Below are 24,313 nucleotides of genomic sequence, written 5' to 3' on the forward strand. Positions count from 1 at the left end.
CGGAAGAGGGTGCCGATATCGAGCAGCTCTGGCGTGAAGTCAGGAAGAATCTCTCTGCTTACCTGGCCACACTGGGGCTGGGCAATGTGGAGATCGTGCGTGTAGATGAGGTTCCACGGCAGAGCGCGCGCAGCGGCAAGTTCCGCCAGGTGATCGGGACATCTATGGCGTCCGAGTGATTTTTCTTTAGGTACTCTGGCCCCTTTTCTATGGGCTCAGACCCCAGTTTTCGCCAATGTCTGGAGAAACTGGGATCTGATCCCGGGTTGGATATCGCCCGGCGGTCAGGCCGAGAAGATACTCATCATCCTGCCGACCACTGCGCTACCGGTGAGCAGGATGGAGGCGCCGAGCGCCAACATCGCCACGAGGATCAGGGTCGTCGGGTCGATGCCGACCAGTGCCAGAATTCCCAGCACCGCGGCGCCCAATCCGACCAGCACCTCGGTGCCGATGGCGGCGGTGAGCGCTTCGCGCGCCACACGCTTGGCAAGGTCATGGTCGCCCGAGCCTTCGATCTTCAGCGCGTTGAGCCGTGTTGAAACTCCGCTGCTGAATACCAGGGTGGAGCCGAGCACGATGGTTGCGATCGCCATCAGCGTCGTGGCATCGAGATTCAGCAATGCCAGCACGCCAAGCACGACCGCGGCCACGCCGCCCCCGATCTGGGTGCTGAGCCCGCCGCCGAGTTCGACGTTTTTGATTGCGCCGTTGCCACTGCTCGCGAGGATGCGGGAGTACTCAGCGGCGATCGTCGCTCCGTCCAGGATTAGTGCTGCGCCGAGAGCGATGGACGAGATCGCGATCATTAACCGGGGTGAGATCTGGGCGAGGCCCAGGATCGCCAGCACCAGGGCGGCCGCCCCGGCAACTGCCTCTGTGCTGGAACCGCTGACGACAGCGTGTTCGACGTCCCGATGTTCCTGCGTTAGCGTTGCCATGGTTTACCCTCCAATGTCCTATTGTGTTTCAGGATGGCAGCGGCGGATATCTCACTTGTCACCGCCGCCACCGTTCGTATGCCACTCGCACAAACTGTTAGACGCGATGCGCGATGATTGTTCCCATTCAGCAGGCAACATTCCTTGATCACCATCAACAGACCAGGCCGCTGACGGTGAACATTTTGTATCAGAGTAAAAACTCCGTAACAGCAAGAGTAGAAAGGAGTGAGTGCCCTTCGTTGGACAAGCAAAGGTGACGGAGAGAGCAACATTCAATCCCTCCTTCCCCTTCATTGCTTTCCCCGATTCACACCTCAGTTGCGTTCATCCATACATCATGGATGTTGCACATGGTCAATACATAGATGAGCCCTTTCCGGCCGCTGATATCAAAACTCGTTTCGGGCTTCTTGTCCTTGAGGGGATGGTACAGGTGCTCGCTGATGAAATTGAAGTCGGCGTCCAGTAGCTGGTGCTTGATAATATAGTGTTCGTAGCCGGGCATGGGATGGTGCGTTGTGACCTGCAGACTGTTTCCATGTTTTGCGAAGTCGGGCAAATGATGATCCGCAAGGCCCTTGTTCCAGCGGCCGAAGGCATCCGCCGTGTGGTACACGCCTCCGGCCAGTTTCGTTTTCAATGCAGGTTCGACCATTCCGGCCATCAGCACCCTGGGCACGAACAGTGCACCAGCAGTGCCGGCAAAGCTGATTCGAATGAATTGGCGCTTGTCCATTGGTGGGGTCTCCTCTATAGATCAAATCGGGATATCTGTCTGCAGAGGCTGCCGCAGAGATCGAACAAAATAGCAGAGGACCCGACGGCAAAAAACGACAAAGAAGCTGTTGTAAAAATATTGGAAAGAATAGTTGGGGACAGATCATGGTTGTCGTCTTTGTCGCTGCAATAGACAGACTAGAAAGTGTTGTTGATGCCGGCTCCCCGTCGTTGTAAAAACTCAGTGAGCAAAATGGGACGGCAGGATTAGCAGATTAAAGGGGTCGGAGTGATTTTTCTTTAGGTGTGCCGTGCCCATTCTCGGGTGAATTTCTCTGGTGGCGGCGACGCGAAGTCCGCATAATTGCGGCACAAGGAAAAGGGGAGGGGTCACCGTTGGCGACTGAAGGGCGGAGCGCGCGGGAGTTCGACGTTGTCGTCTGGGGCGCGTCGGCGTTTGTGGGCAAGCTGGTCGTCGAGTATCTGCTGGAGACCTACAGGGTCGGCAAGGACCTGCGTTGGGCGATCGCCGGCCGGAATCGGGACAAGCTCGAGGCCGTACTTCGTGAGGTCGGGCAGAAACCGGATGCGGTGCCGATTGTCCTGGCCGATTCCCATGACAAGTCCAGCCTCAAGCAACTGGCGCGACGCACGAAGGTCGTGTGCACCCTGGTCGGGCCGTTTGCCCTGTACGGCAGCGCGCGCGCGAGCGCGGGGTTCACATCGTCAACGCCTGCGGCTTCGACGCCCTTCCTTCTGATCTAGGTAATTTGCTGGTGCAGAAGGCAATGCATGATCGCCATGGGGTCTATAGCCGTGACGTATCCATGCGCGTGACAAGTTTCGCGCAGGAAGGATTCAGTGGCGGGACCGCGGTATCGGCGATCAACGTTATGAAGCAGGCGGCATCGAGCAAGGACATGATGAATATTGCCATGGATGCGAACGCACTGGTTCCTGCTGGTGCCGGCGTGGATGCCCCCGGCACCGACGTGAAGGGGCCACGCTGGGAGCCCGAGATCGGCGCCTGGTCGGTGCCCTACCTGCTCGCCGCCTTCAATTCGCAGATCGTGCGCCGCAGCAATGCCCTGGCCGGATTTCCCTATGGCCACGACTTCCGGTACGGGGAGGGCACAACGACCGGTCCGGGAATCGCCGGCTGGCTGCGGGCGGTGGCGGCCACCGTTTCCATGTACGTCTTCGCCACCGCGGCCATGCTGCGGCCGACGCGCGCGCTGTTGCAGCGGCTGTTGCGCAAGCCTGGCGAAGGTCCGAGCAAGGAGGCACGGGAGAACGGCCACTATCGAATCATCTTCACCGCGCGCCATCCCGAAGAACCATCTACGATGGTCCAGGTTCAGATCGATGGCGAGCGCGATCCCGGCTACGGCAGCGCCTGCCGCATGATTACCGAGTGCGCGGTGAGCCTGGCGCTGGACGAGGAAATCGGAAAGGTTCCGGGCGGCTTCTGGACACCGGCAAGTTGCCTGGGCGAACGATTGATCGAGCGGCTGCAGCAGAATGCCGGAATCCGGTTCAAGATCCTGCCGGCCGTACGATAGTCAGCTTAATGGGATCGGACTGATTCTTCTTTGAGCACCTAGATCCCGACCCGGTCTGCCCATCGGAACCGACCGATCACTTTGGCGTCCGGCAGGCAAATCACGACGTTTATCGCGATTTTATGGATTTTTTGGCGGGCCCATACCTATATTTGTTGTCGTCAGCCGTGACACACATTCGGGTCGGGCCCATACGACATATTGGTAGAAAACAACAATGCTGAATGCCCAAGTCTGTCGTAGACATTGCTGAAACAGGAGAACAGCGTTGTGAAGAATCTCATCAAACCCCTAGGGATCATCCTGATTGCGGTATCGTTTGCGGCTTGTTCCAGTCTCAGGCAGGCCGAGCTTGCGTCGGGCAAGAACCCGCAAAAAGCTGTCGCCGAAGTGACGCAAATGAAGACCGCCGCGCAGCAGGATCAGATCGATGTGTTGGCCGTAAAAGAGTACTCCAGGGGGAGTGCTTACGTGGCGGATGCCGGCCGGGCCCTGGAGCGCGGTGAACCGGGCGAGAAGATTCTGACCAAGGCCGCCATTGCCAAGGCCTTTTTCCAGGACGCGCGAAAGGCGGCGGAACCCAGGAAACCCGTTGCCAGCCGCATGCTCGTTGCCAGAAAATCCGCGCTTTCGGCCGGCGTCAGGAAGAGCGATGCGCTGGTCGAGCGCATGATGGATATCGACGACGACTTGCGCAGCAAGACAAAACTGTTCAGCCGATCGCTTTCACCCGAAGACTTCTCCAAGCTTCAGAAACGATACCTCGTCCTGGAGACCAGGGCGGTTCAATTCCGGGAGCTCCATCGCGCGGATGAAGCGATTGCCCAGGCGATTGAAGACAATGCCAAACGTCTGGCGCCAAAAACGCTGCGCGCGGCGTCGCTGGACTATCAAGCCGCCATGAACATGATCGCCCAGAGCCCACGCGATCCGAAGATCTACGACAAAAGTGTTCAGGATTCGCTGGGCAGTGCGACGAAACTGGTCGATGTCATGCATGTGATCCAGGGGGCCAAAGGCACGCCTGAGCATATTGCCGTGCAGATCGTTCAACAAAAAAGGGCGCTCGGACAGCTGAGTACGAATCTCAAAACCGCCCAACAGACGGTGCGGGAACAAGAGGGCAAGCTGAAACAAACGGAAGGGGATCTGCAGACGCAGAAAGAACAGCTGGCCAGGGCCTCGACACAGGTTCGGTTCCAGCAGGCAATGGATGAGGCGCGAAAGGTGCTTCCGCCCGCCGACGCCCTGGTCTATCAACAGGGAAACAAACTGGTATTCCGGCTCAAGCGCGTGAACTTCCGTTCGGGCGCCGCCGTGATTCCCGAGTCTTCAAAGCGACTGATTTCCAATGTCAGCGACATTATTGGGAAACTGGATGCCGATGAAGTCATCGTCCAGGGACATACCGACTCGGTTGGACCGGAAAAGGTGAATCAAAGGCTCTCGACCAAGCGGGCCCATGTGGTCGCCGATTATCTCTACTCCTTCAAGGGCGGATACAAAATCAAGTATGTAGGCTACGGTGAGTTTCGCCCCATTGCCTCCAACGAAACACCCACCGGACGCGCCACAAACAGACGCGTTGACCTGGTTGTGTCTGTGAAGCAATAGAGCTGCCAGGAGTTGCCGGCACCAAGCGATCGGCACGGCAATCGACTTATGAGCAGAAAGGGGGCGGAGGGATTGAAGTCTGATTCCTCCGCCCCTTTTTCATTGGCTAGGCCCGGCGGACCAGACAAGGGCAATAGCAAATCCATCGGGTCGGAGCAATTTATCTTCGAGCCCGCCTGCTCCATCCCCTGCCAAACCATCGGGTGCGCAGTCGATACGGGACTGGGCGTCGCTTGCATGCTCCCGCATATTTGTTAAGAATGGGTTAAGGGCATATTTTGCGCGCTACCGAAGTAGAGGCTCATGAAGGCGGCGGTGTACTCACGATTTGGTCCTCCCGATGTTCTGCATCTGGAGGAGGTGGAAACGCCCACTCCCGGGGACCAGGAGGTTTTGGTCAAGGTCCACGCGGCCTCGCTCAACCGGGCCGACGGCCACCTCCTGGCCGGGAATTCCTTTCTGATCCGGCTGATGATGGCGGGACTATTCCGGCCGCGAAACAGGATCCTCGGGGCCGATATCGCGGGCACCGTCGAGGCCGTCGGCAAGAAGGTCAAACGATTCAAGCAGGGTGACGCGGTATTCGGGGATCTGTCCCGGAGCGGCTGGGGCGGGTTCGCCGAATATGCCTGTGTTGCGGAAGGCGCGCTGGCGCCGATGCCCGCCAGGCTCTCGTTTGAGCAGGCGGCGGCGGCACCCTTGGCGGGGGTGGCCGCACTGCAAGGCCTGCGCAACAAGGGCCGGATTCGTTCCGGCCACAAGGTCCTGGTCAATGGCGCCTCCGGCGGCGTCGGCAGCTTCGCGGTCCAGATCGCGAAAGCGCTGGGCGCCGAGGTAACCGGCGTGTGCGGCTCACGCAACCTGGAGATGGTTCGCTCGATCGGCGCGGACCACGTCATTGACTACACCCGGGAAGACTTCACGAAGCAGGACCGGACCTACGACCTGGTGTTCGATACCGCGGCCCAACATTCTCCTGCGGAATACCGACGCATACTGAATCCGGGTGGCACCTACGTCCTGGTCGGCGGGTCCCGGTTCAACTTCATGGCAAAACCTGATCAGCAAGACCTGTTGTTCCTGGGTGAGCTGCTCGAGGCCGGCAAGGTGAAGCCGGTCGTCGATCGCCGCTTCGGCCTGAATGAAATATCCGAAGCATTCCGGTACCTGGAAGAGGGTCACCCCCGGGGCAAGATCGTCATCGCCGTACAAGTGTAATCCCTGGGGTCGGGAAGCTCCCGACGTCAGTCCTATATTCAGTGAACAGGAGGATGAGGATGGATGCACGAAACCGAATCGCGAAAGTGGCGGGGGCCGGTTATCTGGCCATATTCATTTCCGGCATCTTCGCCAATTTCTTCGTCCTCGAAACCCTGGTGGTGGCAGGAGATGCCGCAGCGACGGCAGGCAACATCCAGGACAACGAATGGCAATTCCGTTTCGGGATCCTGAGCTTCGTCATCATGGTGGTCTTCGATGTCGTGCTCACCTGGGCACTGTATGAACTGCTGAAGGTGGTCAACCGGAATGTGTCGTTGCTGGCGGCCTGGTTTCGGCTGGTGAACTGCGCGATCTTCGGCGTCGCGTTGTACAACCTGTTTGGCGTCCTGCACGTCCTCGGCAGTTCGCCGTACCTTGCGGCATTGAATACCAGCCAGCTGCAGGCGCAGGTGATGTTGTTTGTCCATGCGTTTCAGTCGACCTGGCTGGTCGGGCTGATTTTCTTTGGCATCCACCTGATCTTTCTCGGGTACCTGGTGTTCAAGTCGAGCGACTTTCCGCGGTTTATCGGTGTCCTGCTGATGATTGCGGCCATTGGCTACCTGATTGACAGTTTCGCCAACTTCCTCCTGCCCAACTACGAAGACTACGAGTCCATCTTCATGATGATCGTGGTCATACCCGGGGTGGTTGGGGAACTGTCGCTGACATTCTGGCTGTTGTTCAAAGGCGTGAAGACGGAGACCGAGCTGAAAGCGAGTGCGTAGGTCATAGGGCTCGGAGCGATTTTTCGCTGATCATCGAGATCCTTCTTCCCGATTTAGAATCATCAAGGAATCGCGAACAATGAAACCAAGAATCAGCATGATTACGCTCGGGGTTCGGGATCTTGCCACGGCCATTGAATTCTACGATGCCGCGGATGGAATCACCGCCCGAGGTCGCATTCTTCACCTTGAACGGCACCTGGCTGGGATTGTATGCAAAAGAGGCATTGGCCGAGGACGCCCAGGTGTCTGCCGCCGGGGAGGGGTTCGAGGGATTTGCCCTTGCCCACAACGTCAGCTCGGAACAGGAAGTGGATGAGGTCATGGCGCAGGCGGTCGATGCCGGCGCCACCCTGGTCAAGAAACCGCAGAAGGTGTTCTGGGGAGGATACAATGGCTACTTTAAGGATCCCGATGGTCATCTCTGGGAGGTCGCCCACAATCCCATGTTCTGGGTAGGCCCGGCGGACTAGGCAAAAGGAATAGCGAATTGAAGGCGGCAGAGTGATTTTTCCTCGATCGCCCTGACCGCTTTTCCTCTTCCAGGTCCTTGCAGTTGACTTGCATCAACGTTGTCGCCCCTTGAGTTTGGATAGTCTGACGCTTCCAGGCGGCACGGTGCCGCAGGGTTACCGGAATGCAGGGAAATGACATGGCCAGGCTGCGATATCTCTTGTTTTCCATTCTGTTGTTGGCCGGGGTCGCGTTCGCGACGGACCATGTCTTTCCCAGGGATCATCCGCTCGATCTGCGCAAAGCCCAGAAGCAGGGCCTGCACCGCCTGAGTGCGGACGAACTAAAGGCCTTCATGCCCGGAAGCACGGAGGCGATGCAGGGCGGGTCCAAGAAAGGGAAGATCCGCGTCTACCATCCTGACGGCTCCTTTGAGGGAGGGGCCTTCCAAAAGCGTGAAGGTACATGGCACATCGACAGCAAGAGCAACACATGGTGCCGTACCGTCGTGATCAAGATGCAGGACCAGGAGAAGTGCTTCGCGGTGTTCCGTGCCCCCGACGGGGTTCACTATTTTGACTACGACATGACCGATGGGTTCTATGTCAGTGTCTGGCGCCCGCTTCAAAGGTAACTGAAACCCGCGCGGCGAGAAGTCCATTCGTAGAACAGGAGGCCGAAAAATGCGTTACGTGCTCATTCTTGTTGCATCGATTTTGCTTTTCCCTGTTGGCTCCGCCCAGGCCCAGGTAAGCATTGGTATTGGTGTCAATACCCCCGGTATCAGCCTCGGTATCCACATCGGGGGGTATCCAAGGCTCGTACGGATTCCGGGCTATCCCGTCTACTACGATCCGTACGTGCAAGCGAATTACTTTTTTTACGATGGCCTGTATTGGGTGTTCTACAGCGACAACTGGTACGTCAGTAGCTGGTACAACGGCCCGTGGCAACTGGTCGGTCCGTACGAGGTGCCGCTCTTTATATTGCGGATTCCGGTGCGCTATTACCGCCACCCTCCCGCGTACTTCCGCGGCTGGCCTGCCAATGCGCCGCCGCGTTGGGACAGGCACTGGGGCCCCGAATGGGAGCGACACCACAAGGACTGGAATCGCTGGGACCGTCGCACCGCCCCGGCTCCCGCTCCGTTGCCGCGCTACCAGAAGGAGTATTCCGGCAAACGCTATCCGAGCCAGAGAGAACAACAGCGTCCAATTCGAACCGATAAATACCGCTACACGCCGCGTGAGCCCGTGACGCGCGAGTATTACAAGGGGACTCGCACAGACCAGCGCCGAACACCGGCCAAGAAGGACCAGGGCCGCACACCGGACAAAGACCGGAAGGACAGGCGCGACGACCGGGATCAGCAGCGCCGGTGATCGCAGCCATTCCTTGAATCACAGAAGAACGGGGTCGGAGTGATTATTCGCTAATCACTCCGACCTCCTTTCTGCGTTCCTTGGTCGTCCAGGCCTCCTTGCCCGATACAGCAAGGAAAAGCCGGGATCGGATCGCTGGGATCGAAGGTAGGAATCTATGAACTACAAATTGATTGTTGTTGTAGTCCTCGCTGCCCTCGGCGCGCTCTTCATTGTTCAGAACGTTGCCGTCGTCGAGATTCAGTTCCTGTTCTGGTCGATCACAATGTCTCGTTCGTTGCTTATTATTCTCCTGTTGGTCCTGGGCATTGCTATCGGGTGGCTATTGCACGGATACCTGAGGTTTCGTCAACGAAAGACAGATCATGAAGAATAGACTGCTTGGAAAACCGCGACGGACAGCACCGGACCATCAGCGGATGTACGAAACCATGAATGCTCGAATCATTGGATTGTTCAATCGCACCGTGGATGTCGTATTCGGGGTCATTCTCTTGCTTATCATTTTCGCGATTGCCATCGGTACGCTGCAATTGTTCGTATCTGTGTGGCAGCTCCTCAGGTTCGAGGGCATCACCGGGCACTACATTGATCTGATCGCAGATATCCTGACGCTCTACGTGCTCGTGGAGCTGTCCCGTTCACTGATTGAATATTTTGACAGCAGCAAACTGCGCATGACCTTTATCGTGGACGCAGCAATCGTATTCATCATTCGCGAAATCCTGATTGCGCTGTTCAAACACGATATCGATACCGGAACGCTCTATGCGTTCTCTTCCCTGCTGCTTGTTCTCGCTGCCCTGCGGATCGGTTCAGTGCTGGTGTACCAGCGGGAAAAGTCGATGCTGGAAGAAAGCGGGAAGAAATAGGGGGGGTCGGAGTGGGTTTTCCTTGGTCACTCGGACCCTTTTCCCTTCCAGGGCCTTGCGCTTGATGCGTATCAATGCTGTCTCCCTTTGAGTTTGGATAGTCTGGCACTTCCAGGCGGCACGGCGCCGCGAGACTACCGGAACGAAGGAGAAAGGACATGTTCAGGCTGCGATATCTCTTGTTTCCTGTCCTGTTGCTTGCCGGGTTCGCGTTCGCGGCGGGCCAAGCGTTTCCCGGGGACCATCCGCCGGACATGCGCAAGGCACAGAAGGAGGGCTTGCACCGCCTGGGTGCGGACGAGCTAAAGGCATTCATGCCCGGAAGCACGAAGGTGATGCGACACGGATCCAAAAAAGGGAAGACCCGCATCTACCATCCCGACGGCTCCTATGTGGGAGGGGGCTTCCGCAGGCGCACAGGCACGTGGCGCATCGACACCAAAAGCAACACGTGGTGCCGCACGGTGCTGGTCCAGATGCAGGAGCAGGACAAGTGCTACGCGGTGTTCCGTGCCCCCGACGGGGTTCACTATTTTGACTACGACATGACCGACGGCTTCTATGCCGGTGTCTGGCGGCCGCTGCAGAAGTGAGAATCAATGGGGTCGGAGTGACTTTTCCTTAGTTGCCCGGGCCTCAGTCCTCCGCGCTATTCCGGCAACCCGGCCTTCCGCAGGTCCGTCAGAAGCGCCTGCTTGAGCTTCGGATCCGCGATCGGGATCGTGTTCGCCGTTTCCGTGACCGTGGTCGTGGGGCTGAGTGTCTGCAAGTTTGCGACGGTCCATTTCGCGTCGCCGGGCCGGCCCGCGCCCACGTAACTCGCCGCGAGAAACAGCTTGATCTGGGCCACGTTATCGTTCCGCTTCTCGGCGTCTTCCAGTACCTTGATCGCGTCATCGTATTCGCCGAGGGCGTAGTGCGCTATTCCCTGTATGTAGAGATATTCCCAGGTGTAATAGGGATTCAGGCGCATACCTTTTTTGATGAGCGCAATCGCCTCCTTCGGCTTGTTCAGATTGGCGTCGATCAGGGCGAGCAGCCCGTATCCATCCGCGAAGTTGGGCGCGACACGGGTCGATTCTTCGGCCGCCTTCTCCGCGTCGGCATACTCCTTGCGCGCGAGGTGAGCGAAACCGAGCACCCAGTAGGTCTGTGGTGTCGAATCGTCGAGGACGACGGCCTTTTTTGCCAGCACCAGCGCGCGATCGAGGGCCTCATTCGGGTTTTCGGCCCATCCGCGCAGATAGTCGAAGGTCAGCGTGTAGGCAATCGAGCCATAGGCCCGGCCATAGTTGGGATCGAGCTGGATCGCCTTGCGAAACGCGACGCGTGCCTGTTCATTGGTCTGTTTTGTGCTGACCCTGGATAGTCGCTTTCCTTCCTGGAAGAAGTCGTACGCCTCCAGACTGGCCGTGGCTTTTTGTGCCAGGCGATGCTTTTCCTGGGTCGTGATTCGTATGGCGAGTGCCTCGACGATACGGTGCGTCACCTCATCCTGGACGGAAAACACCTGGCTTGCGTCCCGGTCGAAACGTTGTCCCCAGGCATTGGCGCTGGTTCGGGTATCCACCAGTTGTGCGCTCACCCGTACCTTTGCGCCCTGACGCTGGACGCTGCCTTTCAACACATACTGAACGCCGAGATCCTTCCCGATCACGTCGGGCGCGACATCCCTGCCCTTGAATGAGGAGGAGGTTGCCCGGGACATCACCATCAGGCCCGAGAGGCGCGAGAGATCGGTGATGATGTCTTCCGTAATCCCGTCCGCGAGATAGTCCTGCCGGGTATCGTTGCTGATGTTCTCGAACGGCAGTACGACGATGGACGGAGGACCCGCCTGCCCGGAATGGTTTACCACTCCCAGCGCCACCAGTCCGATGACCAGGATCACCGCCAGCCCTGCCAGCACCTTGCCGGTGGCGCCCGTCATCCAGGACGGGCGCGAGCTCGGGCCTGCTGCGGGGGAGGGGGCGACGGTCGCCACGGCGGCCGGATGCGCATCGTCGTCCGGTTGAGTAACCGGCGCGATCAGTTGATAGCCTTTCTTGGGAACGGTGGCGATGAAACGCGGCTGCCGGGCGTCATCCTGCAGCGCCTTTCGCAGCTTGATCACGGTGTTGGTGACGGCATCGTAGCCAACCACGGCGCCGCGCCAGACATCGCGCTCCAGTTCTTCCCGCGTAACCACGTCGCCGGGCCGGGACGCGAGATAGACCAGGACCTCCATGGCCTTCGGCTCGAGGCGCACGAGCTCGTCGCCGCGCTGCAACAGATCCTCCGCTGGCGATACGCGCCAGTCCCCGATCGATAGCGCCTTTCCTTCAGCTCGTGTCATGCGGCGTCAATCCCAGCGAGTTTTCCCGTTTTTCTGCCCGGTTTGAGTGCCAACGGGTACGCCGTCGTCTTTTCGTTGGATCGCCGTTGGGTTTCGGCGGGGACCTTCGCCGCCCGCGTCACCAAGCTTACGGCATACGCTGATTCGCCGGGCCCCGCCCGGCCGACCAGCGGAAATCACCATTATATCCAAACTAGCTAAGAGGAGAGGCCATGAATATTCGTAGCGATTTCAGCCAATTGCGGGTGCAGCTTGCTGTGGGTCTGTTCCTGGTGATTGCCCTGGGTGGCGGAAGCCAGGCGTTCGCCCAGCAAGGGCAGCATGGGGCCTCGTGCCCGAATTTCCTGCCGGCAAAAGCAACTCCGGTGGGCAGTCTTCACCTGTGCCGTTCCGGGGGTGACGGCAGCAAGGCCGCCTATGCCTGCCAGGACTTCGCTTCCGGTCAGGACCGCTATCAGGCGATGTTCCAGGGTGGTCACAACCCAAGGGCGATCATCCGGCTGGCGGCAGATGGCGAAGTCAGTGAGGTGGTCTGGTCGGGAACACAAAAGACCGAACATCCGGTATGCAGTCTGGCGTCGCCGCCTCAGGCCCCTGGGGCAAACCATTTCATCAGTGCCGGGGTGTGCACGAATGACGACGGAAAATCGGTACCGTGTGCTGTGTTCCGGCGCGATTCAAAATACGCCACGCTCGTCACCGACTACCTGGTTTTCTACAATGCCGACGGTCGCGGGCCCCACCATGCCATTCCGATGTACGTAGACACCGACCCGGACGCGATACCGGAGGAACTCGCATTTCGAACCGGAATGCGTCTGGTCAAGTCGAGCTGCTGCCGACATCGGGGATTGCAGTACCTCCAGTATGTGGCCCAGATTGCCCCACGCTCCACGTTGTATCGGCAGGCGCTGCAGCAAGCCATGGCCAGATAACGCAATTCCGCAAGTAACCCACGCGGGGTCGGAGTGATTTCCTGCAACTCACTCCGACCTTTTTTTGTGCCGCGATTATTTGAGCTGGGCGTCGAGGAAGTCCGTGGTTCGGCGCCAGGCGGCGTCGGTGGCATGGGCGTTGTAGTGTTTGACGGCAGGGTTTGCGAAACCGTGTTTGGCGTCATAGGTGTGTTCCACGACGGATTTGCCCAACTTCTTCGCCGCCTGAATGAAGCGCGTGGTTTCCTTGATGTTGGACGGACTGTCCATCCTGGCACGCAGGACGAGGACGGAGCCGCGCAGCGAAGCGAGATCGTTGCCGGGTTTTAGAACGATTCCGTGGGGGTAGTACATCACGGTGGCGGCGACGGTCCCGGGGTCAGCCAGTGTCGCCTGCAGCGCCTGGGTGGCACCGAAGCTCCAGCCCATTGCCGCCACCTTGCGCCCGGGTTTTTGCAGTGCCTTCAGCGCGGCCCGGAACTTCCGATTGGCCTCGGCCTGTTGCACCGAATTCATGTACGAACGTGCCTTGTCCGGCGTCGTGGCGACCCTGCCATCGTACAGATCGATGGCCATGGCCCGATATCCGAGGGCAGCGAATTGATCGGCCCCGGCCTTTACCTGATCGGTGAGGCCCCACCAGCCGTGCACAACGAGAATCCCGCGGGGAGCATTCTCCGGTCCGTTGACATAGACCCGGAAGGAATGGGTCGAATCCGAGTGGAGGACCACGGTGGTCGCGGTGCCGGCGAATGCTGGTGCGGATAACAGCAAGGCGAAAAGTGCAGCGAGCAGGGATGATCTTTGCCGCAATGTGTTCATTTGTTTCTCCTTCGAGCAATGTTCCGCAGAACGGAAAAACGACGAGAAGAGAACATATACGGGGGCGGAATCGCCTGATTGTAACACTCCTGTCGCGACAACAAGATTTGATCTCCACTAGCCGGATCGGAGTCGGTTTCTTTCCTATATATTCCAACTCGCTAATATTGCTGAAATTTTTTTCATGCCATACATTTTATATGGTATAAATTCAGACCCGGTCGCGGGGACCGGATTCGCAAGCTTTGTTGTTGTCTCGCTGGAGCGAGGGAGTCACGAATGCCGTACACGGTGGAGAGGGATCCGGAAAGGGAGTTCGTAAGCGTGGTTTTTTTCGGCGACGTGGGGATCGAAGACGTCTGCCTGGCCAGGGAGAAGGCCTGGGAACTGGCGCAAGCCGAGGGCTTGTACCGCTTTTTCACGCGCTTCGAAGATGCCCGGCTTCAAATCGAAACGAGGGATCTCATTAATCCTCAGCTGCACTACGAAGCTATCGGCATGCACAGAGCCATGAAGTCGGCGCTTCTGATTCCCAAGGACGCGCGCATCGCGGAAGATGCCACCGTGCACGAATACATGGCCAATCGGAGCAGTTGGAAGGTGCGCGTGTTTTTCGATCGGACGCAGGCCATGGATTGGCTGATGAGCGAGGCCCCGTAGTCATCGAGCTGAACTGAAGGGGTCGGAACGATTTTTTCCTGTTTACCTCGATGCCTTTTCTCCACCCGGTCCAATTGCACCCCAATTTTTCGGCTAGCATTGAAGGTGCAGGGCTGGTCCTGCAAATTCGAAGACCGCGAGCGAGGGGGTAGCTTGATCGACGATCTGAAGGGCGATGAATCCTGGCGCATGTTCCGGATCATTAGTGAGTTCACCGAGGGGTTCGACCGCCTGTCCAATATCGGATTCTCTGTATCGGTGTTCGGTTCGGCCCGCTTCGGGCCGGACAATCCGTACTACGACCAGTGCGCGACCCTGTCCCGGCGGCTGTCGGAGGCCGGGTTCTCGGTGATTACCGGCGGCGGACCCGGGCTCATGGAAGCGGGTAACCGTGGTGCCAACGAGAATGGTGGCAGGTCCGTCGGGCTGAACATCGATCTGCCCCATGAGCAGACCCCCAATCCCTACCAGGACATTTCCCTGCACTACCGCTACTTTTTTGCGCGCAAGGTCATGTTCGTAAAGTATTCACTGGGCTATGTGTGCATGCCCGGTGGCTTCGGTACCATGGATGAGTTGTTCGAGGCCCTTACCCTGATGCAGACGCACAAGATCTACGCCATGCCCATGGTGTTGTTCGGGCGCCAGTACTACGAAGGACTGCTGGACTGGATGCGCAGGACCATGGTTCAGCACGGTGCCATCGACACGGAAGACCTGGACCTGATCACCGTGACCGACGATATCGACGAGGCGGTTGCGGTGATGGTGGACCACCGCGAGAAAAAGAAGGAACTGATCGCGAAGGCCCAATCCTGATCTATGGGAAAGAATCCTGTCTGAGCCGGATTTGCCGTATCATGGTTGCGCGGCACGACCCGCGATCTGATGCTGTATGGAACTATTTGTAAGGGAGGACGTAGCTGGTGACACTCACGACTGTTGTACTTCTGGTTTTGGCCCTGTTTGTGGCGCAGATCTTCTTTCAGGAAACATCCCGCTACCATTTCAATCTGTGGACGATCATGGGTAATCGTGACGTCAGGCCGGAGCCTTCCTTGCTTGCCGCCCGTCTGGACCGGGCCAAGAATAATATGTTGGAGGCCCTGCCTCTTTTTCTCGGCCTGGCGATGTTGGCCCTGATCAGGGAGGGCAACACGGGCCCGGCAGTGCATGGCGCCATGGTCTTCCTGATTGCACGTGCCCTTTATGTCCCCATCTATGCGGCCGGAATTCCCGTGGTCCGTTCCCTGGTATGGCTGGCGGGGATGGGCGGCATGCTTTGGATGGCCTTGACGCTGACAGGATAGATCGCCGCTTGAGATTATCCACTGAGGAGGTCGAGCATGAATATCTTGCTTTGGATTCTTCAGGTCCTGCTCGCGGTCCATACGGCGATTGGTGCGTTCTGGAAGTTCTCCAATTCCGAACAGACGGTGCCGGCCCTGAGCGCCATTCCCCACGGCGTCTGGCTAGGACTGAGCGGTGTTGAGCTGTTCTGCGCAGTCGGACTGGTCTTGCCGGTTCTCTCCAAGCCCTTGGGTATAGCGACACCGATCGCGGCACTAGTTATCGCTGCGGAAATGTTGCTCTTTGTCGGCCTGTTCTTTCTTGCCGGCAAGGGGAACTACGAACACCTTGTCTATTGGCTGATCGTCGCCGGTATTTGCGCCTTTGTTGCGTACGGCCGGCTTGTATTGAGGCCCTTCGCCTAATCCAGGGAAGGCTGCACCGGGGGTACTATGACGACCTCGAAAAAGAAGGCGAAGAATGCAAGCAAGAAAAAGATCAGTGCGAAAGCGAAATCGCCGGGCGGAGCATCCGCATCCGAACGGATCGACCACTACATCGCGGGACTCGACGACTGGCGTGGCAAGACCCTGGCCAGGATCCGCAAGATATTCCACGCGGCGGATTCCGATATCGTTGAGGAGTGGAAATGGATGGGCAGTCCCGTCTGGTCTCATGACGGGATCGTGGGCGTGGGCAATGCCCACAAGAACAAGGTCAAGCTGACTTTCCAGCAGGGCGCCCATCTTCCCGATCCGCAAAAGGTCTTCAACGCCGGGCTGGACGGAAATCAATGGCGAGCGATCGACCTCTTTGAAGGGGACAAGATTGACGAATCGGCCCTGAAAGAACTGATTCGATCCGCCGCTCGCTACAATGCGTTACGCGGCAAGTAGCACGCAGCTGTGCCTAGGATTCTTTCTTGGCATTGATGAGTTTTTGCCAATGCTCGACGTTGACAGGCTTTTCCGGTAGCGCTACGTCCTGGCCGGTGAGAGCAAGGATCTCCGGCATTGGCACAATTTGCCGCCCATGGACGAACACACCTCTGACCTGAAGTATGGCGCACAGTCGATCCTTGGCGAAAAACCTGTGCTCGGTATACCAATACTTGTCGTCCCAGTGCGTGAAGAGGGTCCGAACCTCGAAACGCTCCAAGGGATTGATCGGTCTGAGATAGCTGATCTCCTGTGCCTGGGCAATCGGGAGCCATTTGCGCTTGATCAGTCGGAACAGAACTCCAACCTGACCCATGTAGTAGATTCGGCTCAGGTCGCACAGGGCGAAATAACGGGCATTCGTCAGATGCAGGTTGACGTCGCAATCGAAGGGCCAGACCCGAAACCGGATGCGACTCTCCTCAAGCAAACCGATCCGGTGGGAAAACAGACTCCGCAAAAGGACAGCGATCAATCTGAAATACAGGTTCATGGAAAATCCCTCTCCAGAAGATTGCACCCCGGGACGGGATGAACCTGACATTCTGACCCATGGAGAAAAATAAAGGAATCGTCCGCCTCGATGCCCTCTGCCGGCGACACTTGTGCCCGTAGCCGCGGGTCGAACCGAAGGGGCAGTCGTCTTGCCCCTTCGGTTAAGCGTGACTAGTGTTTCGCCCGGTTGGCAGCAATGATCTCCTGCTCGAAGCGGAAGATGTTCGGGTCGGTTGGATCGATTGGGGCCTTGACCCAGTGGGTATTGGGGAAACCAAAAGTCTCCACGCGCGTGAAGTTTTCGATGAAGCGCTTCGGCGCGGTCGAGTACACCAGGGGCTTGTCGATGCGGAAGGTATGGGTATCGCCATGTACGTACACCACTGGCTTGCCAAAGGCGATCGTCTCGTCCTCAAGTGCCACCAGAAAGTCATCGAAGCCGGTCTTCCGGTGCTCGCTGTCCGCCTTGATGCCGAGACCCGCCAGGAGGTAGCGCTTTTTCAGTAGCGGTGCCCAGTTGGTCTCAAAATATGGATTGGCCTGGGCGATGATCATGATGGCGCGGCTGTGGTAACGCTTGGCATGCTCGAAGGCTTCATGCATCCACGCCAGGTTGGCGGCATTGCGTTCCTCGTATTCCTTGTCCATTTCCGGTGATCGGCCAAGGTTGTTGTTGCTGCCGACCATGTGCAGCGTGACGAACTGCACGCCGCCCCAGTTCCAGCGTACATTCTCCCGGTACTGGCTGTATTTCGGGTTCTCGCTCTGGCGGGTCAGCTTGATTGTCTGCTTACCCAGACTGCGGTTGCCGGCGAAATACATCTTGCGCAGTTTTGCGAGTCGCTCCAGCGGGTCGTACGCCTTCGGCTTGGCCCGGTAGCAGTCGGTCCAGTCATTATCTCCGGGCGTGAGAATGAAGGGATGTTTGCTGGTCTGGATCAGCTGCAGCCTGTCGGTGAAGGCTGCGTCGTCACACGGGGGAATGCCCTTGCTGGTGTCCTTCCAGGCGATGCCGTCGAACCACATGTCGCCGTCATGAACGACAAAGCCGAGGTCCTCGGAGTTCAGGGCCTGCATCAGGTGTTTGAATTCGGTGGTCTGGGCTTTGAGATAGGGCGTGTCACCGATCAGGGCAAATTGCAGCTTCGCGACCTCGCCCGCTTCCGCGGATCCGCAAAGCAATAATACAAGGACCGCGAACAGTGCCGTGGACCCGGCGCCCAGCCGGGTCAAGGCCTTTGTCGGGTGACTGGTTTTCATGTGATCCTCCTGGGGCCTCGAGGTCCCTCGTTCTGTCTAGTGTACGCCGGGTTGCCGTGGGAAAAGGGTGTCCGGCCCTGCCTTGTTGCGGGTTCCAATATAGGTAAAATGAATTCGTGTTTGATTCTGTTTTCTCTACGATTATTCGAAGATTTCTCTATCAGCTTTAGGAATCAGGCACTTGCAGCCCCCGTGCGCACGGAGGTGTGACCGCGATGAGTGCCTCCGAGAACATCGAGCCTTCGAGAACCTTCCGGGTTGGTGAATGGTTGGTGGAGCCCGGTAGCGGGCGCATCCATGCCAATGGCGAAGAGGTCAAACTCGAACCCAAGGTGATGGAGGTGCTGGTGTACCTGGCAAAGCACCCGGGCGAGGTCGTCAGCCACGAAAGCCTGGAAGCGGAGATCTGGGCCGGTACCGTGGTCGGTTATGGCTCGGTGCCTGCCAGCATCATCAAGATACGCAAGGCCCTGGGCGACGATTCGCGCAGTCCCCGATACATCGAAACTGTATCCAAGCGTGGCTATCGGCTGATTATGCCGGTGTTGCCCGTGTCGGGAGATGAGGCGATGCGCAAACCCACTACCCCGGGGGCGGGGGAGAAATCCGGGTTCAGTTCGCGTCGCAGACGACGTGCTGCGCTGTACGCGCTCTCCGGGCTAGTCGTCCTTCTTGGCGCGTTTGCTTACGTCGTGAACGGGCCTGGCCACAGCGCCTCCCAGGTTCCTTCGGTTCTTGTGCTTCCGTTCAAGAATCTCGGCGACGATCCACGGGAGGAGCACCTGAGCGATGGTATCACCGACGACCTGATCACCGATCTGTCCCGAATCGGTTCCTTGCGCGTGATGGCCCGGCAGACTTCCTACTACTACAAGAACAGTCACGCCGATCCGGGCGAGATCTTTCGTCAACTGCGTGTTTCGTACATCGTCGAAGGCAGCGTACGAAAATCCGGGCGGCACATCCGCGTAAACGTCCAGCTGAGCAACGCAGAGAAAGGGGAGAGCATCTGGGCCGACCGTATCGATACCGATACCGAGAACCTGTTCGATGTGCAGGACCGGCTGACAAGGGACGTGGTCAAGGAGGTGTATGCAACCCTGTCGAAAAACGGCGCGGTTCCCCGGGTTTCGCGTGGGACCCGGAGCTTCGATGCCTACGATGCCTTTCTCGTTGGCCAACGTCATGCGCAGGACCGGTCCCGGGAAGGCTATGAGCAAACCGTGAAGGCCTATCGCCGGGCCATTGGTATCGATGCGAACTACGCGCGCGTGTATGGCGCCATGGCCGTTACCATGATTCGTGGCTTTCGCTACGGGTGGAGCGATCTGTCACAGGTGGAGGCGCGCGAGCGAGCGCTGATGTTCGCGCGCAAGGCGGTGGCACTGGACCAGTCCACGCCACAGATCTACTGGTCGCTGGGGTATGTTCATTTGCACAGGCACGAGTACGACGCGGCAGAGAAGGCGGCCCGAAAATCGGTGGCGCTGTCGCCGAGCTACGCGGACGGGTATGCACTCCTGGCGAATATCGCGAATTGGCGCGGGAAACCGAAGGATGCGCAACGGTACGTCACCAGGGCCATGGAACTGAATCCTTATTATTCGTTTCAGTATCCGTCGACCCTGGGTACGGCTTATTACCAGGAGGGCCACTACCAGGAGGCCGTTACCGCACTCAAGGAGGCGGTGAAGCGGAACCCGACGGCGTTGAATCCCCACCTCTACCTCGCGGCCGCCTATACGGAGCTCGGCCTGGGCGAGGAAGCAGCCTGGGAGATCAATGAGATCGACCTGAATCATTCCGATACCAGGATCTCCGAACTTGCGGCGATTCTGCCCTATGAGCACAGTTCCGATATCGATGTCATTGCGAATGACCTGAGAAAGGCGGGCATGCTGGACTAGATGGACCACGACAGACTTCACACGGAGAGGTGTAGCCGATGCCATACAGGTACATGGCAAATATGGACATGTGGCACGTGCGTGTTTTCTTCAACCGGGAACAGGTGCTGGATTGGCTGTTGAGCTAGGCGCGGAAATCCGCGAGGGGGGAGCAATGATCAGGTCCGGTTTGTTCAGGAACACCCGTCTTTGGCTGCTGGTGTTGTGTTGCTGGGCGCTCAGCATGCCCGTCGCACAGGGCGCTTCATGCAACAAGCCGTTTTCCGAGGTGTTTCGCGAGGTCTCGCCCTCGGTGGTACGCATCTTCTCCGTCACCATCGATCCTTTCAGCGTGATCAAGCGGGTCCAGCTCGCCGTCGGTACGGGGGTGGTGATTGACGACGAGGGTCATATCGTTACCAACGCCCACGTGGTATACGGCGCCCGCGAGGTGCTGGTTTCCATCGGCGAAGACGACATGAACAATGCGGAGATTGTCGGCGTCGATCCGATCTCGGACCTGGCGGTGGTCAAGTTGAAACAGGGGAACAGGAAACTGCCCAAGGCGCCGCTGGGGGATTCCGCAAAGATCGCGATCGGGGACGAGGTCATGGCGATCGGTTACCCGTTTGCAATCGGCAAGACCGCGACGCGTGGCATCGTCTCCGGCCGGGAACGCGTGATCCCCGTTTCCCCGTTCAGCTGGATGATGCCCTACCTGCAGACCGATGCCGCAATCAATCCAGGCAACTCCGGCGGCCCGCTGGTCGACCGCTGCGGCAAAGTCATTGGCATCAATACGCTCGGCGCGGAAGAGGCCGAGAATGTCGGTTTCGCCATTCCGGCCAGCCTTGTGCGTGAACTCGTGCCGCGCCTCATCAAGGACGGGCGTGTCATCCGCCCATGGCACGGTATCAATGGACGGATTGTGCCGCCGCAACTCTCGTGGGCCTTCGGTGTCGCACCGGGTTTTCTGGTGGAAACCGTCGAACCCGGCAGTCCGGCGGACAAGATCGGATTGCGCGGCGGCAATCTGCCGGTCAAGATTGGCGCCGAGGAATACATTTTGGGAGGCGACGTCATCACCAAGGTGAACGGCGAGCGGCTCACCAACATCAAGACCGTCGCCCGCATCGCGCGTTCGCTCAAGGTCGGCGAGAAGATCACGCTGGAGTACTGGCACGAGGGCAAGACCCATACAGCCGAAGTCGTCCTTCCGGAGCGCCCGATCCTTCCCGGGGATGTGAGACGGTTTCGGGAGTAGAGGAGGGGTACTGGTTCATCCTGTCAATACGCACAAGTTGCACCACTCAGTGAGATACGAATCATGGTGAAATTGAAATTTTCGAAATATCACATATTCCTGGTCGTCATTTTCGCCGCCGTGTGGGTGTGGGCGGCCTGGCATCCTGTCTACCCGGACGACTGGCTGTTGGAGAACTATCTAGTCTTCATTTTTGTTCCCATCATTGTCCTTGGCAGTCGCTATTTCCGTCTGTCGAACCTGTCCTACACCCTGATCACCCTGTTCATGTGCATGCATGTGGTCGGCTCGCACTATACCTATGCCGAGGTACCGTTCGGTTTCACCTTGCAGCACTGGTTCGGGGCCGAGCGCAACATGTACGACCGCCTGGTGCATTTCTGCTTCGGGCTGCTGCTGGCCTATCCCATGCGGGAAATGTTCCATCGGGTGGCGCGTGCGCGTGCGTTCTGGGGCTACTGGTTGCCGGTGGAACTGGTATTGGCGTTTTCGGCGCTGTACGAGATCATCGAGTGGCTGGCGGCGGCGAACGTCGACCCGTCCGCGGGTCTGGCCTTTCTCGGCGCCCAGGGCGACATCTGGGATGCGCAGAAGGACATGCTCGTGGCCGGCATCGGTGCCTTCGTTGCCATGCTGATTGCCATGTCGATCCGCTGGGCGCTGGATCGCAACTTCCTCCGGGAACTGGGCCAGAGCCTGATTCTCGAAAAGACGGACCAGCCCATGGGCGAAGTGGAATTCATGCGCCTATGGAGAAATCGTTCGAAGCATGATTGACGAGTCACGGGGAATAACCCGGACCCGGGGAAAATATGAGAGAAATATCATCGGAAATTGGAATCGATGCCCCGCCGGAAAAGGTGTGGGAGGTCCTGATGGCCTTCGGCCGGTATCCGGAGTGGAATCCCTTCGTCCGCGAAATCAGCGGCGAGGCTCGACAGGGTGCGCGGTTACGGGCACGGTTACAGCTTCCGGGTAGCAGCCCCATGACGTTCTAGCCGCGGGTCAGGCGCGTGATTCCCGGCCGCGAGTTCCGCTGGCTCGGGGTTCTGTTCGTTCCCGGGCTGTTTGATGGGGAACATGTTTTTGAGCTCCTGTCCGCAGAGGATAACGGTACCCGCTTCGTGCAGCGGGAACTGTTCCGGGGCGTACTTGTGCCGTTTGTGTGGAGCAGCCTGCAGCCGCGAACCCTGCAGGGTTTCAATGAGATGAATCGGGCGTTGAAGCAAGTCGTGGAAGGCGGCTCCTAGGCCGGATTCACAAGAGCTACCAGAAGAAAGACCTGCCTGTGCAGGCCCTGGGACAATTCCTTCGTGTTTCAATCAGAACGCAGCTTTGCCAGCAATCGTTCGAGCAGAGGGCGTTGTCCCGTGGTGATCTTGTTTCTCGCCGTTTCCGGATCGAACCATTCCCCGCGATCGACCTCCGGAAACTCCTGCATCTGTCCGGAACGGGGCGGCCATTCCAGTGAGAATGTATTGCTGACGATTTTGTCCGGATCCAGGTCCCCTTCAAGGGCCCACGCATGGACGATCTTTCCGCTGGCTTGCTTCTCGGTACCCAGTTCGATGAACCGGCCATTCACATCGAATCCGGTCTCCTCCTGAAATTCGCGACGGGCCGCTGCCAATGGAGCTTCTCCCGCAGCGATCAGTCCCTTGGGGATGGACCAGGAGCCGAGGTCCTTGTTTGCCCAGTATGGTCCCCCGGGATGGGCGAGCAGTACCTCCAAGTTTTCACCCCGGTGACGAAACAAGAGAATCCCGGCGCTGTGTTTGCTCATTTCCGTGTCCTTCACGCAGCAATCGCCCCTTTAACAATCCTATTACGCAACAAGTCGCAGCAAAAGCGTTGAAGGCTGCCTGCACAGTACCGGGTCGCCAGGCAATTCCTTGCCGGTGTGGCGCGTGGCGGTGGTATGCAGCGGGTCATCGCAATACACTAACGGCGCTATGGCGAACAAGAAGCTCACTCTCTTGCAGGCGACCGCCATCGCGGTGGGCACCATGATCGGAGCCAGCATCTTCTCGGTGTTCGGCCTCGGCGCGAAGCTTGCCGGGCCCAACCTGCCGCTGGTATTCGTTGCCTCGGGCGCCGTTGCAGTGCTGGTTGCCTATTCCTACGCGGTCATGGGTGCGCGCATTGTTTCCAACGCCGGGCCAATGGAATTTGTGCTGCGCGGTTTCGGTGACAACCTGCTCACCGGTTCCCTGAGCTTCCTGTTCTGGCTGACGTATGTCATCTCCCTGGCCCTGTTCGCCAAGGGCTTTGCCGGATATTTCCTGCCCCTGGTTCACGTGGCGGGTTCGGCAGTCGCGACGGGGGCTACCGAGATCGGTGTGATTGGTGCCTTTCTGCTACTCGATCTTCTCGGCAGCAGCGCGGTCGGCAAGGCGGAGTTCGGCATCGTCCTGGTCAGACTCCGCCCATGCCGGTGGCTTCCTCAATGGCATGGCGGTGTTCTTCCTGTCCTACATGGGCTTCGGGCTGGTCACCAACGCCGCCGAGGACATGCGCGATCCCGAGCGCAACGTTCCGCGGGCGATCTATCTGAGTGTTGCCGTGGTCACGGTGGTGTACATCCTGGTATCGGTTGTCGCGGTGGGCAATCTGTCGCTGGAGCGTATCGTAAAGGCCCAGGATTTTGCCCTGGCCGAAGCCGCCAGACCCTTCCTCGGCCACTGGGGCTATCTGTTCGTATCGGTCGGTGCACTGTTTTCCATTGCCTCCGCCCTCAATGCCACGCTCTTTGGCGGTGCGAACGTGGCCTATGCCCTGGCGCGCGACGGTGAGTTGCCGGAACTGTTCGAGCGCAAGCGCTGGTTACATGCGCCGGAAGGTCTGTACATCACGGCCGTGCTGAGTGTCGTGTTCGCGCTGGTTTTCAATCTGAACG

Annotated in this window: 30 protein-coding genes; 22 read left to right on the plus strand and 8 right to left on the minus strand. The window is 58.6% G+C overall.

All coding sequences use genetic code 11. From position 1 onward, the window contains the following. Nucleotides 1–284: 284 nt before the first annotated feature. Entirely contained in the window at nucleotides 285–941 is a 657-nt protein-coding gene (locus tag P8X48_08075; protein MEJ2107271.1) for a hypothetical protein, read from the minus strand. A 310-nt stretch (nucleotides 942–1,251) separates the two neighbouring features. Next, nucleotides 1,252–1,680 (minus strand): hypothetical protein, encoded by a 429-nt coding sequence (locus tag P8X48_08080; GenBank protein ID MEJ2107272.1) that lies wholly within the window; start codon nucleotides 1,678–1,680, stop codon nucleotides 1,252–1,254. A 377-nt stretch (nucleotides 1,681–2,057) separates the two neighbouring features. Here P8X48_08080 and P8X48_08085 point away from each other — a divergent pair, with 377 nt between their 5' ends. The 11 genes from P8X48_08085 (at nucleotide 2,058) to P8X48_08135 (ending at nucleotide 10,125) form a co-directional block, all read left to right on the plus strand. Beyond that, complete coding sequence (locus P8X48_08085) at nucleotides 2,058–2,426, plus strand: saccharopine dehydrogenase NADP-binding domain-containing protein (GenBank protein MEJ2107273.1); 369 nt, start codon at nucleotides 2,058–2,060, stop codon at nucleotides 2,424–2,426. Between the two features lie 11 nt (nucleotides 2,427–2,437). Continuing rightward, the gene (locus P8X48_08090; protein MEJ2107274.1) at nucleotides 2,438–3,223 is read left to right on the plus strand and encodes a hypothetical protein; all 786 of its coding nucleotides are present in this window, start codon (nucleotides 2,438–2,440) and stop codon (nucleotides 3,221–3,223) included. A gap of 270 nt (nucleotides 3,224–3,493) precedes the next feature. Beyond that, nucleotides 3,494–4,837, plus strand: coding sequence for an OmpA family protein (locus P8X48_08095; GenBank protein MEJ2107275.1), 1,344 nt, complete (start codon nucleotides 3,494–3,496; stop codon nucleotides 4,835–4,837). A 303-nt stretch (nucleotides 4,838–5,140) separates the two neighbouring features. Further along, nucleotides 5,141–6,055, plus strand: coding sequence for an NAD(P)-dependent alcohol dehydrogenase (locus tag P8X48_08100; protein ID MEJ2107276.1), 915 nt, complete (start codon nucleotides 5,141–5,143; stop codon nucleotides 6,053–6,055). 59 nt (nucleotides 6,056–6,114) lie between these two features. Then, nucleotides 6,115–6,825, plus strand: a complete 711-nt coding sequence (locus P8X48_08105) for a DUF4386 domain-containing protein (protein ID MEJ2107277.1) — start codon at nucleotides 6,115–6,117, stop codon at nucleotides 6,823–6,825. 155 nt (nucleotides 6,826–6,980) lie between these two features. Further along, a complete protein-coding gene (locus P8X48_08110) occupies nucleotides 6,981–7,298 on the plus strand; it encodes a VOC family protein (GenBank protein MEJ2107278.1) in 318 nt (105 codons plus the stop codon). Between the two features lie 179 nt (nucleotides 7,299–7,477). Continuing rightward, nucleotides 7,478–7,912, plus strand: a complete 435-nt coding sequence (locus P8X48_08115) for a hypothetical protein (GenBank protein ID MEJ2107279.1) — start codon at nucleotides 7,478–7,480, stop codon at nucleotides 7,910–7,912. 49 nt (nucleotides 7,913–7,961) lie between these two features. Further along, entirely contained in the window at nucleotides 7,962–8,660 is a 699-nt protein-coding gene (locus P8X48_08120; protein ID MEJ2107280.1) for a hypothetical protein, read from the plus strand. A 157-nt stretch (nucleotides 8,661–8,817) separates the two neighbouring features. After that, nucleotides 8,818–9,036, plus strand: coding sequence for a lipopolysaccharide assembly protein LapA domain-containing protein (locus tag P8X48_08125; protein MEJ2107281.1), 219 nt, complete (start codon nucleotides 8,818–8,820; stop codon nucleotides 9,034–9,036). Beyond that, the gene (locus P8X48_08130; protein MEJ2107282.1) at nucleotides 9,026–9,532 is read left to right on the plus strand and encodes a phosphate-starvation-inducible PsiE family protein; all 507 of its coding nucleotides are present in this window, start codon (nucleotides 9,026–9,028) and stop codon (nucleotides 9,530–9,532) included. The genes P8X48_08125 and P8X48_08130 overlap by 11 nt, the downstream gene beginning before the upstream one ends. Before the next feature lie 158 nt (nucleotides 9,533–9,690). Then, nucleotides 9,691–10,125, plus strand: a complete 435-nt coding sequence (locus P8X48_08135) for a hypothetical protein (protein ID MEJ2107283.1) — start codon at nucleotides 9,691–9,693, stop codon at nucleotides 10,123–10,125. A gap of 56 nt (nucleotides 10,126–10,181) precedes the next feature. On the opposite strand, the gene P8X48_08140 is transcribed toward P8X48_08135, so the two are convergent. Continuing rightward, on the minus strand, nucleotides 10,182–11,867 hold the full coding sequence (locus P8X48_08140) for a winged helix-turn-helix domain-containing protein (GenBank protein MEJ2107284.1): 1,686 nt from the start codon (nucleotides 11,865–11,867) through the stop codon (nucleotides 10,182–10,184). A 212-nt stretch (nucleotides 11,868–12,079) separates the two neighbouring features. Here P8X48_08140 and P8X48_08145 point away from each other — a divergent pair, with 212 nt between their 5' ends. Beyond that, a complete protein-coding gene (locus P8X48_08145; protein ID MEJ2107285.1) occupies nucleotides 12,080–12,802 on the plus strand; it encodes a hypothetical protein in 723 nt (240 codons plus the stop codon). A 75-nt stretch (nucleotides 12,803–12,877) separates the two neighbouring features. Here the strand turns inward: P8X48_08145 and P8X48_08150 are convergent, their stop codons facing one another. Continuing rightward, nucleotides 12,878–13,624, minus strand: a complete 747-nt coding sequence (locus P8X48_08150) for an alpha/beta fold hydrolase (GenBank protein ID MEJ2107286.1) — start codon at nucleotides 13,622–13,624, stop codon at nucleotides 12,878–12,880. 279 nt (nucleotides 13,625–13,903) lie between these two features. On the opposite strand from P8X48_08150, the gene P8X48_08155 reads away from it, so the two are divergent. From P8X48_08155 to P8X48_08175, 5 genes are all read left to right on the plus strand, one after another. After that, nucleotides 13,904–14,284, plus strand: coding sequence for a hypothetical protein (locus P8X48_08155; protein MEJ2107287.1), 381 nt, complete (start codon nucleotides 13,904–13,906; stop codon nucleotides 14,282–14,284). A gap of 153 nt (nucleotides 14,285–14,437) precedes the next feature. Then, complete coding sequence (locus P8X48_08160) at nucleotides 14,438–15,103, plus strand: TIGR00730 family Rossman fold protein (protein ID MEJ2107288.1); 666 nt, start codon at nucleotides 14,438–14,440, stop codon at nucleotides 15,101–15,103. Nucleotides 15,104–15,210: 107 nt separating this feature from the next. Next, nucleotides 15,211–15,594: an MAPEG family protein gene (locus tag P8X48_08165; protein MEJ2107289.1), complete on the plus strand. Its 384-nt coding sequence runs from the start codon at nucleotides 15,211–15,213 to the stop codon at nucleotides 15,592–15,594. Between the two features lie 36 nt (nucleotides 15,595–15,630). After that, the gene (locus tag P8X48_08170; protein ID MEJ2107290.1) at nucleotides 15,631–15,999 is read left to right on the plus strand and encodes a hypothetical protein; all 369 of its coding nucleotides are present in this window, start codon (nucleotides 15,631–15,633) and stop codon (nucleotides 15,997–15,999) included. Between the two features lie 27 nt (nucleotides 16,000–16,026). Next, nucleotides 16,027–16,470, plus strand: coding sequence for a DUF1801 domain-containing protein (locus tag P8X48_08175; GenBank protein MEJ2107291.1), 444 nt, complete (start codon nucleotides 16,027–16,029; stop codon nucleotides 16,468–16,470). Nucleotides 16,471–16,483: 13 nt separating this feature from the next. Here the strand turns inward: P8X48_08175 and P8X48_08180 are convergent, their stop codons facing one another. Further along, nucleotides 16,484–17,005, minus strand: a complete 522-nt coding sequence (locus tag P8X48_08180; GenBank protein ID MEJ2107292.1) for a thioesterase family protein — start codon at nucleotides 17,003–17,005, stop codon at nucleotides 16,484–16,486. 173 nt (nucleotides 17,006–17,178) lie between these two features. Then, complete coding sequence (locus P8X48_08185) at nucleotides 17,179–18,267, minus strand: hypothetical protein (GenBank protein ID MEJ2107293.1); 1,089 nt, start codon at nucleotides 18,265–18,267, stop codon at nucleotides 17,179–17,181. Nucleotides 18,268–18,482: 215 nt separating this feature from the next. On the opposite strand from P8X48_08185, the gene P8X48_08190 reads away from it, so the two are divergent. The 4 genes from P8X48_08190 to P8X48_08205 all read left to right on the plus strand — a co-directional run bounded on the left by P8X48_08190 (nucleotide 18,483) and on the right by P8X48_08205 (nucleotide 22,667). Further along, the gene (locus P8X48_08190; GenBank protein ID MEJ2107294.1) at nucleotides 18,483–20,174 is read left to right on the plus strand and encodes a winged helix-turn-helix domain-containing protein; all 1,692 of its coding nucleotides are present in this window, start codon (nucleotides 18,483–18,485) and stop codon (nucleotides 20,172–20,174) included. 154 nt (nucleotides 20,175–20,328) lie between these two features. After that, on the plus strand, nucleotides 20,329–21,417 hold the full coding sequence (locus P8X48_08195) for a trypsin-like peptidase domain-containing protein (GenBank protein MEJ2107295.1): 1,089 nt from the start codon (nucleotides 20,329–20,331) through the stop codon (nucleotides 21,415–21,417). Nucleotides 21,418–21,480: 63 nt separating this feature from the next. Continuing rightward, nucleotides 21,481–22,194, plus strand: coding sequence for a DUF2238 domain-containing protein (locus P8X48_08200; GenBank protein ID MEJ2107296.1), 714 nt, complete (start codon nucleotides 21,481–21,483; stop codon nucleotides 22,192–22,194). Nucleotides 22,195–22,430: 236 nt separating this feature from the next. After that, nucleotides 22,431–22,667, plus strand: coding sequence for an SRPBCC domain-containing protein (locus P8X48_08205; GenBank protein MEJ2107297.1), 237 nt, complete (start codon nucleotides 22,431–22,433; stop codon nucleotides 22,665–22,667). 68 nt (nucleotides 22,668–22,735) lie between these two features. On the opposite strand, the gene P8X48_08210 is transcribed toward P8X48_08205, so the two are convergent. Next, entirely contained in the window at nucleotides 22,736–23,200 is a 465-nt protein-coding gene (locus tag P8X48_08210) for an NUDIX domain-containing protein (protein MEJ2107298.1), read from the minus strand. Nucleotides 23,201–23,345: 145 nt separating this feature from the next. Further along, on the minus strand, nucleotides 23,346–23,714 hold the full coding sequence (locus tag P8X48_08215) for a hypothetical protein (protein MEJ2107299.1): 369 nt from the start codon (nucleotides 23,712–23,714) through the stop codon (nucleotides 23,346–23,348). A 49-nt stretch (nucleotides 23,715–23,763) separates the two neighbouring features. Between P8X48_08215 and P8X48_08220 the strand changes: the two genes are divergently transcribed. Continuing rightward, nucleotides 23,764–24,313, plus strand: a 550-nt coding sequence (locus P8X48_08220) for an APC family permease (GenBank protein ID MEJ2107300.1), incomplete at its 3' end; no start/stop codon positions are given.

Source organism: Acidiferrobacteraceae bacterium, assembly GCA_037388825.1.
Classification (GTDB): Bacteria; Pseudomonadota; Gammaproteobacteria; order Acidiferrobacterales; family JAJDNE01; genus JARRJV01.